Annotated in this window: 14 protein-coding genes; 4 read left to right on the top strand and 10 right to left on the bottom strand. The window is 46.4% G+C overall.

All coding sequences use genetic code 11. The features are described 5' to 3' along the window. Window positions 1–65: 65 nt before the first annotated feature. From F7R24_RS09455 to F7R24_RS09410, 10 genes are all read right to left on the bottom strand, one after another. Window positions 66–797 (bottom strand): LrgB family protein, encoded by a 732-nt coding sequence (locus tag F7R24_RS09455; RefSeq protein ID WP_151671010.1) that lies wholly within the window; start codon window positions 795–797, stop codon window positions 66–68. Then, on the bottom strand, window positions 790–1,158 hold the full coding sequence (locus F7R24_RS09450; protein ID WP_151671009.1) for a CidA/LrgA family protein: 369 nt from the start codon (window positions 1,156–1,158) through the stop codon (window positions 790–792). Before F7R24_RS09450 ends, F7R24_RS09455 begins: the two co-directional genes overlap by 8 nt. Window positions 1,159–1,168: 10 nt before the next feature. Then, window positions 1,169–3,556 (bottom strand): Lon protease family protein, encoded by a 2,388-nt coding sequence (locus tag F7R24_RS09445; protein WP_151671008.1) that lies wholly within the window; start codon window positions 3,554–3,556, stop codon window positions 1,169–1,171. Between the two features lie 96 nt (window positions 3,557–3,652). Further along, a complete protein-coding gene (gene aroE / locus F7R24_RS09440) occupies window positions 3,653–4,498 on the bottom strand; it encodes a shikimate dehydrogenase (RefSeq protein ID WP_206057514.1) in 846 nt (281 codons plus the stop codon). After that, the gene (hemF, locus tag F7R24_RS09435) at window positions 4,491–5,411 is read right to left on the bottom strand and encodes an oxygen-dependent coproporphyrinogen oxidase (RefSeq protein ID WP_151671006.1); all 921 of its coding nucleotides are present in this window, start codon (window positions 5,409–5,411) and stop codon (window positions 4,491–4,493) included. Before hemF ends, aroE begins: the two co-directional genes overlap by 8 nt. Before the next feature lie 51 nt (window positions 5,412–5,462). Further along, window positions 5,463–6,020 (bottom strand): L-threonylcarbamoyladenylate synthase type 1 TsaC, encoded by a 558-nt coding sequence (gene tsaC / locus F7R24_RS09430; RefSeq protein WP_151671005.1) that lies wholly within the window; start codon window positions 6,018–6,020, stop codon window positions 5,463–5,465. A gap of 42 nt (window positions 6,021–6,062) precedes the next feature. After that, window positions 6,063–7,193: a 5-(carboxyamino)imidazole ribonucleotide synthase gene (locus tag F7R24_RS09425; protein WP_151671004.1), complete on the bottom strand. Its 1,131-nt coding sequence runs from the start codon at window positions 7,191–7,193 to the stop codon at window positions 6,063–6,065. Window positions 7,194–7,208: 15 nt separating this feature from the next. Next, complete coding sequence (gene purE / locus F7R24_RS09420; RefSeq protein WP_151671003.1) at window positions 7,209–7,700, bottom strand: 5-(carboxyamino)imidazole ribonucleotide mutase; 492 nt, start codon at window positions 7,698–7,700, stop codon at window positions 7,209–7,211. A 120-nt stretch (window positions 7,701–7,820) separates the two neighbouring features. Next, on the bottom strand, window positions 7,821–8,945 hold the full coding sequence (dprA, locus tag F7R24_RS09415; RefSeq protein WP_151671002.1) for a DNA-processing protein DprA: 1,125 nt from the start codon (window positions 8,943–8,945) through the stop codon (window positions 7,821–7,823). Between the two features lie 12 nt (window positions 8,946–8,957). Continuing rightward, entirely contained in the window at window positions 8,958–9,992 is a 1,035-nt protein-coding gene (locus tag F7R24_RS09410; protein WP_151671001.1) for a LysM peptidoglycan-binding domain-containing protein, read from the bottom strand. Window positions 9,993–10,158: 166 nt separating this feature from the next. Here F7R24_RS09410 and def point away from each other — a divergent pair, with 166 nt between their 5' ends. From def to trkA, 4 genes are read left to right on the top strand one after another with little or no spacing between them, the layout of a single operon-like run. After that, complete coding sequence (def, locus tag F7R24_RS09405) at window positions 10,159–10,677, top strand: peptide deformylase (protein WP_151671000.1); 519 nt, start codon at window positions 10,159–10,161, stop codon at window positions 10,675–10,677. Window positions 10,678–10,695: 18 nt separating this feature from the next. Further along, entirely contained in the window at window positions 10,696–11,697 is a 1,002-nt protein-coding gene (gene fmt / locus F7R24_RS09400) for a methionyl-tRNA formyltransferase (protein ID WP_240776069.1), read from the top strand. Further along, window positions 11,697–13,028: a 16S rRNA (cytosine(967)-C(5))-methyltransferase RsmB gene (gene rsmB / locus F7R24_RS09395; RefSeq protein WP_151670999.1), complete on the top strand. Its 1,332-nt coding sequence runs from the start codon at window positions 11,697–11,699 to the stop codon at window positions 13,026–13,028. Before fmt ends, rsmB begins: the two co-directional genes overlap by 1 nt. Continuing rightward, window positions 13,025–14,401 carry a Trk system potassium transporter TrkA gene (gene trkA, locus F7R24_RS09390; RefSeq protein WP_151670998.1) on the top strand — a complete coding sequence of 459 codons (1,377 nt, stop codon included), beginning with the start codon at window positions 13,025–13,027 and terminating at the stop codon, window positions 14,399–14,401. The genes rsmB and trkA overlap by 4 nt, the downstream gene beginning before the upstream one ends. Window positions 14,402–14,408: the final 7 nt, after the last annotated feature.

Raw genomic sequence — 14,408 nt, 5'->3', positions numbered from 1 at the left:
TATCGACTTGAACCGATGCCAGCAAATGACTTGCTGCGGGAGATGTTACTCCGACCCCGATCTCCCTACATCCCCATCAATATCCAAACCAACGGCAGAAACAGTGCGGTAAACACTCCCGTTAATCCCATTCCCAAAGATGCAAAGGCGCCAGCAGTGGGACTGATTTCAAAAGCTCTGACGGTGCCGATGGCGTGGCCGTTGATGCCGAGGGCAAAGCCAAGGATGCGGTGATCTTCTATTTTCAGCCAGCGACCTAATAGGTTGACCCAGAGGGTTGCCATCACACCGGTGACCAACAATCCACCCATCAGAATGGGAATAGAACCACCCAGTTGTTCAGTAATGCCTATGGCAATTGGGGCGGTAACAGATTTTGGTGCAAAGGAAGCAAGGAGTTCAGGCGGAGCACCTGCTAACCATGCAAGTAGAATCGCGTATAAAGCGGCCATGATCGCTGCTAATGGAAGGGTAAACAGAATCGGTTTCCACAGTGCGCGAATATGATGTATTTGCTGAAATAGCGGTACCCCTAAGGCCACTGTAGCGGGACCGAGTAGCAGTATGATCCATCGAGCACCTTCTTGATATTGAACATAGTCGATACGCAGCAGGATCAATATCAACACCACAATTAATGCCGCGATTAATATACCCGGGCACCAGGTAGGGCGTCCCATTTTTTGGAAGATGGCATTACCCAAAAAGAAGGCAAGCAGTGTAATCGCAATCGCGGCGATCGGTGTGGCGGTTAAATGGTCAATTAAGGCTGTGTAGCTTGCTAGAAAGTCACTCATCTGCCTGATCCTGCTTTGGCTGGCGCGGCATCATTCGAGACATTAACCAAAGCGTGGTAAGCACACTAAGCAAAGTGCCCAATACTAAGGCTAGCAAGGCTGCCAACCAGTATTGTGAGTAATCCCCCAGTACAAAGAACACACCAACCACACCCGGCATAATCAGCATGGCGAGGAGGGTAATCAAAGGTTGGCTGATGGCGGCAATATCATCATGCATTCGACCTCTAACCAGCAACCAGCCTGTTAGTAACAGCATTCCAATCACGCCCGCGGAGATGGGCAAGCCTAGCAAAGTAACGACAACATCGCCCAGAAGCAGGAATCCAAGAAGATAGAGAAATCCTTTTATGACATTCATGCTGATACCGTTAGGGCTTAGCCTTAGCAATTTCTCGCAAACGTTTAACCACCAGTGCGTTAATGCTTCGCTGGGTAAAGTGACCATCGGCTTTAAGTTGACCAGCCTTACGTCCCATCAATAGCTCTAAACATTGATCCACATGACTGACGGCATGAACCGAGAATTGCCCCGCTTTAACGGCATCAACCACATCTTTTTTCAGCATCAAGTTACGCACATTGGCTTTGGGAATAATCACACCTTGATCGCCGGTTAAACCACGTGTTTGACACAAACGGAAGAAGCCTTCGATCTTTTCATTCACGCCGCCAATCGCTTGGACTTCGCCATACTGGTTAATCGAACCCGTTGTCGCAAACTGCTGCAGAATCGGTATAGCGGTTAAGGCAGAGATTAAGGTGCAGATTTCTGCCAGTGACGCACTGTCGCCATCGATATAACCGTAGGATTGCTCCATGGCGATACTCGCGGACAAGGTCATAGGGAAATCATGTGCATATTGATGACCTAAGTAACCGGATAAAATCAGCACGCCCTTAGAGTGAATCGGCTGTCCTAGCGTGACTTCACGTTCGATATCGACAATGCCTTTATTGCCTGGATTAACCGTGGCAGTAATGCGTGCGGGTGTGCCGAAGGAAACATCACCGACTTGCAACACAGTTAAACCATTGGCACAACCTACTGCACTGCCTTCGGTATCGATCAGCACGGTACGGTTAAGCATACTTTCTAGAATTTTTTCTGATAAGCGTCCTGTTCTGCGCTCTTTACCTTGTAATGCCATTTCGACGTGCTGAGCACCGATCAAGTCATCGCCTTTTTGACGGCGCCTGAAATCGGCTTCACAAAGCAGATCCACTAACTCGCCGATATGCGCTGAAAGCATCTCTTGATCTTCCGCCATCCGTGAACTGTGCTCTGTGAGGCGAGCTACGGCCTCACGCTTCAGTGGCGCCAAGCCTTCTTCTACAGCGAGTGTCTTCATTAAACGGGCATAGTTACGGACACTGGCAGGTGATCGTTTCACATCTTCATCGAAATCGACCACTACACGAAACATCTTTTCAAAGTCGTGATCTAGCTCTTGCAGCAGATAATAGATATCACGCCCACCGACCAAGATCACCTTTACTTTCAGCGGAACCGGTTGAGGGTTCAAGGTGATCGTACTCACCCCCGTGTATTCACTGACAGGGTTTTCGATGCGAATTTCATGCGACTTCAACGCGCGTTTTAATGCACTGTAGACAAAGGGCTGTTCTAATAGCTTTTCCGCTTCTAGTAGAAGATAACCACCGTTGGCTCTGTGTAAGGCTCCGGGACGAATCAGGGTGTAGTTAGTGACTAGTGCACCCATTTCGCTATTGTATTCCACTCGACCGAAGAGATTTTCATAACTAGGATGAGCTTCATAAACAACAGGCGCACCTTTGGTCTTGTGATTGTCAACGAGCAAGTTGATGCCGTAGTTTTCTTCTAAAAACTGCTGGCGCATCTGATCGGTTTTAATCTCTAAACTGCGCTCATCTCCAACGATTTCGGCGACATTTTTAATCAGATCTTTTTCAACATAACCCAAATATTTAATGATATTGGCATGGTGGACATAACGGTCACGTAACTGTGCAATTAACGGCAAAATCGATTTACGCGTGGTTTCACTGTCTAAATTACGGATCTGAGCCGCCGCTTCACGTCGCCATTTAGGTAGTTCAGTCAGCGCTTCATTCAACTGATCTTCTAGATCGGATATATTTTGTTGAATGGTATCTCGCTCTTCCTCTGGAAGTTGTGAGAAGGCCGCTTCATCCATTGCTTGACCATCTGCTAAGGGTGTAAAGCCGATGGTACCGGCATCACGATAAACAGCGATATTCACATCACGCGCTTTACGCTCGACAGAATCTACGGCTTGATCATAACGTTTGGTGAAATCACGCTCGATACGGCTTTTCATGCGCTGATAGCCAGGGCTTTCAAAGGCGGCAGGAAGCTCTGTTAACAGGTTTTCGAAAAGATTTTCGACATCTTTTTTGATTTGCTGTGCTTTTCCCGCTGGAAGCTGAAGCACAACAGGGTAACGACCATCGGATAGATTATTGATATAGCACCAATCCGCTGGTTTTTGATCCTTCTTGGCATAGTTTTTAAGATTTTCCATGGCAAAAGAGAAGCGACCGGTATGCGGGTTGCCCATGACAAACAGGTTATAGCCATGCCGCTGCATACTGATGCCGAAATCCATGGCTTCTATGGCACGTTCCTGCCCAAAGAAACCATTAAACGGCTCTATCGATTCAGTGGTCAGAAAAGGCAGGTCTTTGGGGTCACAAACACGGTATAACTGGTCTGCGCAAAGAAGGGTGGTGTCAAGTCGCGTGGAATCTGTCATATATGCCATCCAAAGACAGGAGTATTTAGTGTCAGGTTATAACGCTAATGTGACAATCGATGCAAGGTTATGAGTCCTGAAAAACCTACCAAACCATTATTGATGAGCCAAACTTTGTCTCAGTAAAGCGATCACCGGAGCGGTTTCAGGACGGACACCTCGCCAGCATAAAAAAGCTTCTGCTGCTTGCTCCACCAACATCCCTAACCCATCAATGGCTCTGGCGGCTGAGTGGTCAATTGCCCACTGACAGAAGGCCGTTGGTTTTGTCCCATACATCATGTCATAACAAAGTGTGTTAGCACTGACTACGCTTGTGTTGACCGGCGGAAGGTTACCGACCAAACTGGCAGAGGTACCATTGATGATCACATCATAGGCTTCAGTGTTTTCTAAATCTTCATAGCCACCCGCAGCTAATTGCTGATCTGATGGCAATATCTCACTAAAGTGAGTGGCTAATGCGTGTGCTTTTTCAGCTGTGCGGTTAACAATCATTATTTTACGACAACCTGCTTCGATAAGTGGCTGCAAAACCCCGCGAACAGCACCGCCAGCGCCAAGCATTAATAGGCTGGCACCCTCTAACTTGACACCGTTATTATGTATTAGGTCGTTAACCAAACCCACGCCATCCGTGTTGTCCCCGCAAATACGCCCTTGTTCATCACGCCACAGAGTATTCACCGCACCTGCGCGTTCTGCACGAGGGGTTCTTTGTTCTGCTAAGCTCCAAGCTTGTTCTTTAAAGGGAACCGTGACGTTAAGACCTTTACCTTCTGCTTGCAGAAACTGTGATACTGCTTGGGCGAAGCTATCTAAGGCTACTTCAATTGCCCGATATTGCATCTGCTGATTTTGCTGACGTGCAAAACAGTCATGAATAAAGGGCGAACGGCTATGGGAAATGGGATTGCCAAAGACTGCATACTGATCAAGCATCATCTTCTCCAAGCCAATCTTTTGATATTAGAAAATCTGTGTACAAACGCGCCTCTTCCGATCCAGCTTCCGGTGCCCAGTCATAACTCCAGCGAACCGTCGGTGGTAAAGACATCAGAATTGACTCTGTTCGACCGCCAGACTGAAGACCAAAGAGGGTGCCACGGTCGTACACCAAGTTAAATTCAACATAGCGGCCCCGACGATGTAACTGAAAATCACGTTGAGCCTCTGTCCAAGGGGTATCACGTCTTTTTTCAATGATGGGTCTATAAGCATCTATGTAGGCATCACCTACTGACCGCATAAAAGCAAAGCTGGTTTCAAAGTCTGGTGTATTGAGGTCATCAAAAAACAAGCCACCGATACCCCTAGGCTCATTTCGATGCTTCAAAAAGAAATAGTCATCACACCACTTCTTGTAACGCGGGTAATAGTCTTCACCAAAGGGTTGGCATGCCTGCTTTGCAACTTGATGCCAATGAACACAATCCTCTTCAACGCCATAGTAGGGGGTTAAATCGAAACCACCACCAAACCACCACACCGGATCTTCACCTTCTTTTTCTGCAATAAAGAAACGCACATTGGCATGGGATGTCGGAAGATGAGGATTATGCGGGTGTATCACCAGAGAAACGCCCATCGCCTGAAAAGAACGACCGGCTAATTCGGGTCGATGCGCGGTTGCAGAGGCAGGTAAACCTTCACCAAACACATGGGAAAAATTCACTCCGCCTTTCTCGATGATATTACCATCGGATAGTACACGACTGCGCCCACCACCGCCTCCGGGCCTATCCCAAGCATCCTCAATAAACACTTGTCCGTCTAACTCAGTGAAAGCCTGACAGATACTATCTTGCAGTGCTAACAGATAGTCTTTAACCCGTTTAGTATCAGGCTGTTGCATTGAGCTCTCCTAAAAAAGTTCTAAAACAGTAATTATCAATGTAAGTGCTCACTATGATCTTATCGTTGATAGACTGGTGATTGATCGAATGGTACTGGGCCTATTTGAGCCACCTAGTTCACCATTGACTATATAATCTAGCCTTGAGCCGAAGTATGTCTTCACTCTCAATGCAGATTTTGCGGGTTCAGCAGTCGCAGGATTCGCAGAGGTTGACACGATAGGTCCACCCCATGCATCACATAAATGCTTGACTAACGGATGCGCAGAAACACGAATGGCTACCTCTGAATGATGACCTTTAACCCAACTCGGAACAAGATCATAAGGATCAGGCAATAGCCAGGTGTTAGGGCCTGGCCACGTCTGCTTTAATTGCTCTAATTGTTGATCAGAAAGACCCTTCAAGAGTTCTGAAATCTGCGCCTCGGAACTCGCGACCAAAATTAACCCTTTGTGTTCGGGTCTACGCTTTAACTGTAATAGGCGCCTGACTGCACTTTCATTATAGGGATCACAACCCAGTCCCCAGACAGCTTCAGTGGGGTAGGCAATCACTCCACCTGAATGCATCACATCAACAGCTCTTTTAATTGGCCAGTTATTCATCTATAAACGCTCCTTACTTCGGCACGAAACGATAGGGGACAACTATACAGCCACGCAGGTAAACTTAGGCTCAGGAGCATTGGGAAGATGCTGTGATACTAGGCGCACTTGCTTGATCAAGCTGGTTAAGTCATCAGCAACAACGTTGATATGACCTAACTTACGTCCTGAACGTTCACTTTTACCGTACAAATGAAGATGAACGCCCTCCAAAGCCAAAATATGCTGGGTATCGCCCATTTGACCGATAATATTGATCATGCAAGTTGGCTTGAGAGCCTTAGTAGAACCAAGCGGCAGGCCTTGAATGGCTCGTAGATGATTTTCAAACTGACTGGTTATGGAGCCGTTTTGTGTCCAATGCCCTGAGTTATGAACTCTGGGAGCCATTTCATTGGCGAGTAAACGTCCGTCTGCACACTGGAACAACTCAAGTGTTAGGACACCAACATAGTCGAGACTATCTAAAAGTTTATGAATATAAGCTTCTGCTTGATGCTGAACTGCATCAGTGACATCGGGTAAAGGGGCCAGCGAATAGCGCAGAATACCTTCGGCATGATGATTTTCCGCCAAAGGGTAGAAAACCACATCACCTTGACGGCCCCGAACGGCGATAATAGATACTTCGCGAACAAAGTCTACAAACGCTTCAACAATCAGGCGTGAATGACCTATCTGTTGCCACGCAGTCTCTGCTTCTGATGGATCTTTCAACACCGCTTGACCCTTGCCGTCATAGCCCTCTGTAATAGATTTAGCCACCACGGCAGCCGCACCCTGCTGCATCAAGACTTGGCATGCCTGTGCAAGCTGTTCGGCTGATTCGACAACACGGTAAGCCGCTACGGGGATATTAAGACGATCAAAAAGTGCTTTTTCAGCTTCACGATTTTGGCAAACCCGCAAGGCCTCAACGCCGGGATACAAGGCTTTGCGCTCCGCAACACGCTTAACTAAATCTAAGGGTAGGTGTTCAAACTCATAGGTAACCAAGTCAACCTGAGACAGGAAACTTTCCAATTGATCGCCAGAGGGGTCGCAAAGGGTTTCACCAATTTCAGCACTCGGGCTGCCGGTGGTATCGAAAAATGAGAAACGATTACTTAATGGATAGCCCGAAAGAGCTAACATTTGCCCCAATTGTCCAGCGCCTAGCACACCAATTTTCATCGATCTAATTACCTATTATTCGCCACGTGGATCTGAATTTTCTAATACGGTACGTGTTTGTTCTTCTCTAAACGCTGTCAGTGCCTGCTTAACCTGGGCATCTTGAAGTGCAACAATTTGTGCAGCCATAATGCCAGCGTTAGTAGCGCCTGCTTTACCTATGGCCAACGTTCCAACCGGAATGCCGCCTGGCATTTGTACAATAGATAACAGAGAATCCATTCCACTTAAGGCTTTAGATTCAACCGGCACGCCCAACACAGGCAGGCAGGTTTGTGAAGCAGCCATACCAGGCAGGTGCGCTGCGCCTCCTGCTCCAGCAATAATCACTTGCAGACCACGGTCAGCGGCCGATTTGGCGTATTCAAATAACAGATCTGGCGTGCGATGAGCAGAAACAACTCGAGTTTCATAAGGAACGCCGAGCTTTTCAAGCATTTGCACCGCATGTTCCATGGTTGGCCAATCTGACCGAGACCCCATAATTACGCCTACTTTTGGCTGCATTCTTTCAATCCTGTATCAAAGTCATTATTACAAACGCTGCGCGCCTGCCGAAAAAGAAAGCTCGACAGGATACTCCTATTCCTATTGTGGGAAAAGCAAACTGACTCTAAAGTGATCAATTCAACACAACGCCAGATAACGATCACCCATGACATCTATTTTACCTTCAAGCTGTAAGTTTATCAGCATTTGCTGTAGCTCACTGATCGTGATGGTGGTTTCTGCATGTAATTGGTCTAAGGTTATTGCTGACTGCCGAATTCGCTGGAGTAACATTGTTTCTTTATCAGAAAGATTTTCCACTCGTGTTGTGACGTCTTTGAGTTTATCTTGAGCGACTTGAGTGATTTGATCAGCCAAAAATCCCAGCATTGGAGACAAAGGCTCACAAATCTGCTGCTGATTTTCAACGAGTAGAGCCCCTTGGCGAATAAGCATGTGACAGCCTTTAGCTAAAGGGTTATGAATGCTTCCAGGAATAGCAAACACTTCTCGACCTTGCTCCATGGCCAACCTTGCGGTAATTAACGAACCGCTTCGGACAGCAGCCTCAACCACTAAGGTACCAACGGCCAGCCCAGAAATAATTCGATTTCGTTTTGGAAAGTTTTCTGGTCGCGCTTTAGATCCCGGTGGAAACTCAGAGACGAGCAAGCCACCACTAGAGACAATATTGTCAGCCAGATGTTGATTCACTGCTGGATAAATAAACTCTGGACTGGTTCCCAACACCGCAAGCGTGGGTCTATCGGCTTTTAAAGCTCCTTTATGCGCTGCAGTATCAATACCCTGAGCTAAACCACTGGTGATAATGAAGCCACTGCTGGCTAGGGATCGGGCAAACTCAAAAGCACTGGAAGCGCCAGCTACTGAGGGCTTACGACTGCCTACGATGGCTAGCTGAGGTTGTTGTAGCAATTCAATGTTGCCTTTTAACCATAACAAGGGCGGTGGATCATCAATCTCTTTCAATAAAGAAGGGTAGGATTCACTGTCGATACTGATTAAGGTTAACCCTAGCGCTAAGCCACGTGTAATAACCGCATCGGCCTGTGCTAGTAACGACTTAAGATTGATAGTATGAAGGGCATGACGCGTGTCCGCTCTTAAACGAACATCTTCGGGTAATTGGAAAGCTAAGAGTTGAGCTGGAGAGATTCCTTGAGCTGTCAGCTTGGAAAGGGTTGCCGGACCTAAGCCCGGCAACTGGCTGACAGCGATCCACTCCCTTGGATCGCTAGACATGACGCATCCTTTTTAATCAGGGTTACGAATTTCATCACCGATAGAAACAACATTAGTCGCACGCATAATTAAGCCGTAACTGACTTTATCGAAAGATTTAAAGACCATCAGGATAGCGGCGTGCTCTGAAGGCAGTTGAATTTGACCACCTGCGATAGGATCGCGAACCACTTCACCAGTTCGGTAAACAGAGAACACATGTCCTGGCTCTACCGCTTCACGTTGGCCCACATTGAGCACGACAGCATCAAATTGACCTGCACTGGAGACCCCTTTCAATAAACCAATAATCAAACCTTCAACACCTTCTGGGGCAGGTTTGGGATGGAATACTGACTGAATACGAGTCTCTTCAGTTGGCAACACTCGATAGGTCGCACGAACTTCTTCATTCGAACGAACCAAATCCATCGTAATAATATCGTCGTTAACACTGGTCACCCGAGTGTCTGCAACCTTGAATAACTCATAACCCAGAAACTCACCAGTAACTGGATCAATGTATTCAGTTGCGGGACGATAAATTGCTTGGTTACGATCATCGCGAATTAACTCACCACGACCATAAACACGATCACCTGCACCACTGATTAAGCGGCGGTTTTCACCCGCTACGACATATGGAGCTTGACTAAGAACATCTTCTTGTACAACTAAGTTGTCACTAATGAAGCTGTTAATATCTCGAAGAGGTATTGCAGGAATAGCTTGTTCCAGCGGCAGTTCTCGTACACGTGGACTCAGTCGCTCTTCACCTGGACGCAAGCCAAGCCTCGGTTGTCCATCTACCCATGTCAGGTAAATAACATCCCCCGGATAGATAAGATGTGGATTGGCAATTTGCGGGTTAACCCCCCAAATTTCTGGCCAACGCCAAGGTCGATTAAGAAAATGCCCCGAAATACCCCAAAGCGTATCGCCCTTAACCACGACATATTCAGTCGGATGATTAGGCTTTAGCTCTAGTGGAGCCTGTGCAGTCTGTGCCGTAGCGACACTGGAAAAGAGTAAGCCTGCTACAAGCAGACCGCAAAGCAGTTGTTTCATATCCGCTTCCCTTTGATCAGAAAGTATTCAGCGTTCAATTTTTGATCTATTCAACGCAGATCAACCATCATAACAATGCATTCAGTTGTGTATTCAGTATAATAGGCATATTAAAGCATTACGACACCTATCTTATCCATTCTAGACCTATTAATGATGTATACCTATGTCCAAGCTCAATATTCTTGAATTTCCTGATCCCCGTTTACGCACCATTGCAGAACCTGTCGAAAAGGTAGACGATGATATTCGCAAACTTATCGATGATATGTTTGAAACCATGTACGAAGCCAACGGTATAGGTTTAGCGGCTACTCAGGTTAATGTCCACTTACAGGTTGTAGTTATCGACCTGTCTGATGACAGCACTGAACCTTTGGTTTTAATCAATCCTAGCTACACAATCATTGAAGAAGAATTAGACGAGATGCAAGAAGGCTGTTTATCAGTTCCTGGGTTCTACGATACCGTAGAAAGACCACGTCGCATCGCTGTCGAATCACTTGATCGCAACGGTAATCCACAAAATTTTGAAGCAGATGGTTTATTGGCGGTCTGTATTCAACATGAGCTTGATCACCTCGATGGTAAACTGTTTGTTGACTATCTTTCTAAACTTAAGCGCCAACGAATTCGCAGTAAGCTGGAAAAGCAGCATAAACTTGATCAGCAAGCACAGCGCTAAACGACTGGAGTGGTTTTGATGGAGGTTTTAATGGGGGGTGAGTTGGATAGTTCGAAGAATTCACCACTGCGCATTGTCTTTGCGGGCACACCTGATTTTGCAGCCAGTAGCTTAGCAGCATTGATTGATCATGATTATCAGATTGTGGGGGTTTATACACAGCCTGATCGTCCTTCGGGTAGAGGTCAAAAATTAACCGCGAGTCCGGTTAAACAATTAGCGTTGAAACATCAGCTCCCTGTATATCAACCTTTAAACTTCAAATCTGAAGAGGCTACTCAAGAATTAGCTGATTTGAATGCTGACCTAATGATTGTGGCAGCCTATGGATTGTTGTTACCACAAAAGGTCCTTGATTTACCAAAGCTGGGCTGCATCAATGTGCATGCTTCTTTGTTACCTCGCTGGCGTGGAGCCGCACCTATTCATCGAGCGTTATTAGCAGGCGATACCGAAACCGGCATTACCATTATGCAAATGGCATTGGGGTTAGATACGGGTGACATGCTTTACAAGAAGCATACTCCCATTTATCACGATGATACTGCGGGTAGCTTACATGATCGATTGGCAGTTTTGGGAGCTGAATCCCTTATTGAGAGCTTACCGCTTTTGGAACAAGGGAAACTAACGGCTGAAATTCAGGATGAAGGTTTAACCTGTTATGCCAGCAAATTGCTTAAGGAAGAGGGGAAACTAAATTGGTCGATGTCTGCAGAACAACTTGCTCGGCAAATAAGAGGCTTAAATCCTTGGCCGGTGGCTTTTTGTCACGTTGATTTTGATCAAAGCGGTGCTAACCCTGCAAATCTTCGTATCTGGTCAGCTGATTCCAACGCAGACCACTATCAAGAGGAACCAGGAACACTGGTCAAAATTGAAAAAAATGCGTTAGTCATCGCCACTGGGCAAGGAACATTAAGCGTTACCCAAATTCAGTTACCGGGTAAAAAAGCCCTTCCAGTCAACGCAATTTTAAATGGCCAACACTCATTTTTTGAAGGCATGAGGTTTAACTAGTGACTGATGTCCGTTTGGCAGCAACACAGATACTGACTTCGTTACTTCAACAACAGGGCTCATTGAGTTCACTGTTACCGGACTACCTTAAACAGGTCAGTGCAAGAGATACCGGACTATTACAACAATTGGTTTATGGCACTACACGAGAATATTTTCGTCTTGATGCATTGACGCAATATCTGCTTAAAAAACCTTTCCAAGCTAAAGATGCGGACCTTCAAGCCTGTTTACTCATAGGTTTGTATCAGCTTCGTGAACTACGTATTCCAGAACATGCGGTTATTCATGAAACTGTCGAATTAGCCAAGCGCCTCAATAAAGAGTGGGCGACAGGCTTAATCAACGCTGTATTGCGTCGCTATCAACGCGAAGCGGTTGAGCTGGATCAGCAACTGTCACAGCAGAGTGATTTGTATCACTGGAATCATCCAGAGTGGATGGTAACCAAACTGCAGCATAACTGGCCTGATCATTGGCAACAGATACTTATTCAAAATGATATTCGCGCACCGATGACGCTCAGGGTCAATAAGCACTTACTCACTACAGAGACATTCCACAGCAAGCTGGCAGAAGAGGGTATTCATGCTCAACTGGGTCAATTATCGGCCCAAGCGATTATACTTGAAGAGCCAATGGATGTGCTCGACATTCCCGGTTTTGATCTGGGTGAATGCAGTGTGCAAGATGAAGCTGCTCAGCTCAGTGCAGCGTTACTCGATGTTCAACCCGGTGAACGTGTGTTGGATGCATGTGCAGCACCCGGTGGTAAGCTCTGTCACCTATTAGAACATCACGCAAATAGCGCTGCTCAGGTCGATGCTGTTGAACTTAATCCCCTGCGCATCCCTCGTATTCGTGAAAACCTTAACCGACTTCAATTATCAGAATACTGTCGTGTTTTCGAAGGTGATGCGTCCAGCCAAGACTGGTGGGATGGGGTTGCCTACGATCGTATTTTGGTAGATGCACCCTGTAGTGGTAGTGGCGTCATTCGACGCAATCCAGACATTAAACTACTACGCCAAAATGAAGATCTGTTAAAGCTAGCCACCCTGCAAATGGCGATCCTTGAGAATCTATGGCAAATACTGAAACCCGGTGGAACCTTACTCTATGCCACTTGCTCGATCTTCCCACAAGAAAATGAACGCATCATAGAGCGTTTTTGCAAGCAGCACACAGACGCCCTTCATCAGCCTTTAGCTATTTCTACTGGGTTAGTGCGTCCATATGGCACACAATTTTTTCCTCAATTAAACAGCCATGATGGCTTTTTCTATGCCAAACTAATTAAGTTACCCGCAAACGGAATCAGCGACGCATGAACATCATTATTTTAGGCGCAGGGCAGGTCGGTGGAACTTTAGCTGAAAACTTAGCCAGTGAGTCCAACGATATTACTATCATTGATACTGACTCTGCTCGTCTAAGAGAACTGGCTGATAGGTTGGATATACGAACAATAGAAGGACCTGCTTCTACTCCTTCTATGCTTGCCCAAGCCGGCGCTCAAGATGCTGATATGCTGATTGCGGTAACCAACTCTGACGAGGTTAATATGATTGCTTGTCAGGTTGCCCATACCATCTTCAATATCCCGACTAAAATTGCCCGTATTCGTGAGCATGATTATCTTTATAACGATCGCTCTCTGTTCGGCTCTAAGGCGATGCCAGTTGATGTACTTATCAGCCCGGAAGAATCGGTCACTCTTCATATCAAAAAAATGATTCAACATCCTGGCGCTCTTCAAGTCCTAGACTTTGCTGAGGGCAAGGCTCAGTTAGTGGCTGTGCGTGCTTATTACGGCGGCCCTTTAGTCGGTCGAGAGATCTCCTACTTACGTTCTCACATGCCGAATGTAGATACGCGTGTAGCTGCTATTTTTAGACAGGATCGTCCGATTATTCCTCAAGGTGACACGGTCATTGAAGCCGATGATGAAGTCTTCTTTATTGCTGCTCAAAAGGATATACGCTCTGTTATGAGTGAGCTACGACGCTTGGACAAGCCGTATCGTCGTATCTTGATTGCAGGTGGCGGTAATATTGGCGCCAGATTAGCTGAAAGCTTAGAGAACAGTTTTCAGGTCAAGATCATTGAGCGTTCATTACCCCGCTGTCAAAGTTTAGCTAGACGCTTAAACAATACCATTGTGTTGCATGGCAGTGCTTCAGATCGTGATTTGTTGATTGAAGAGAATATCGAAGATACCGATGTATTTTGTGCGCTTACCAATGATGATGAAGCCAATATCATGGCTTCCATGCTTGCTAAACGTCAGGGTGCTCGCACGGTGATGACGTTAATCAATAATCCCGCCTATGTCGATTTGGTTCAAGGGGGTGTTATTGATATTGCGATTTCACCTCAACAAACAACCATAGGTTCATTACTGACCCATATTCGTCGTGGAGATGTGGTGGCTGTGCATTCACTTCGTCGTGGTGCAGCAGAGGCTATGGAGGCCATTGCTCACGGTGATCGAAACTCTTCTAAAGTAGTGGGTCGTGCAATTGAAGATATTAATCTTCCATCCGGTACGACAATTGGTGCGATTATTCGTAACGATAAGGTACTCATTGCTCATGATGATATCGTTGTTGAAAACGACGATCATGTCATTCTCTTCTTGGTTGATAAGCGCAAGATTCCTGATGTAGAGCGCTTATTCCAAGTCGGTCTGACTTTCTTCTGAGGCACGA

The sequence above is a fragment of the Nitrincola schmidtii genome, from assembly GCF_008973715.1.
Classification (GTDB): Bacteria; Pseudomonadota; Gammaproteobacteria; order Pseudomonadales; family Balneatricaceae; genus Nitrincola; species Nitrincola schmidtii.
This window is presented reverse-complemented; position numbering and strand designations above follow the sequence as displayed.

Bases quoted from the DNA above. Each gene is read 5' to 3' on its own strand.
- F7R24_RS09455 (WP_151671010.1), bottom strand. From the start codon at position 797: ATGAGTGACTTTCTAGCAAGCTACACAGCCTTAATTGACCATTTAACC.
- dprA (WP_151671002.1), bottom strand. From the start codon at position 8,945: ATGTCTAGCGATCCAAGGGAGTGGATCGCTGTCAGCCAGTTGCCGGGC.
- F7R24_RS09450 (WP_151671009.1), bottom strand. From the start codon at position 1,158: ATGAATGTCATAAAAGGATTTCTCTATCTTCTTGGATTCCTGCTTCTG.
- F7R24_RS09410 (WP_151671001.1), bottom strand. From the start codon at position 9,992: ATGAAACAACTGCTTTGCGGTCTGCTTGTAGCAGGCTTACTCTTTTCC.
- fmt (WP_240776069.1), top strand. From the start codon at position 10,696: ATGGAGGTTTTAATGGGGGGTGAGTTGGATAGTTCGAAGAATTCACCA.
- aroE (WP_206057514.1), bottom strand. From the start codon at position 4,498: ATGCTTGATCAGTATGCAGTCTTTGGCAATCCCATTTCCCATAGCCGT.
- trkA (WP_151670998.1), top strand. From the start codon at position 13,025: ATGAACATCATTATTTTAGGCGCAGGGCAGGTCGGTGGAACTTTAGCT.
- def (WP_151671000.1), top strand. From the start codon at position 10,159: ATGTCCAAGCTCAATATTCTTGAATTTCCTGATCCCCGTTTACGCACC.
- F7R24_RS09425 (WP_151671004.1), bottom strand. From the start codon at position 7,193: ATGAAAATTGGTGTGCTAGGCGCTGGACAATTGGGGCAAATGTTAGCT.
- hemF (WP_151671006.1), bottom strand. From the start codon at position 5,411: ATGCAACAGCCTGATACTAAACGGGTTAAAGACTATCTGTTAGCACTG.
- purE (WP_151671003.1), bottom strand. From the start codon at position 7,700: ATGCAGCCAAAAGTAGGCGTAATTATGGGGTCTCGGTCAGATTGGCCA.
- F7R24_RS09445 (WP_151671008.1), bottom strand. From the start codon at position 3,556: ATGACAGATTCCACGCGACTTGACACCACCCTTCTTTGCGCAGACCAG.
- tsaC (WP_151671005.1), bottom strand. From the start codon at position 6,020: ATGAATAACTGGCCAATTAAAAGAGCTGTTGATGTGATGCATTCAGGT.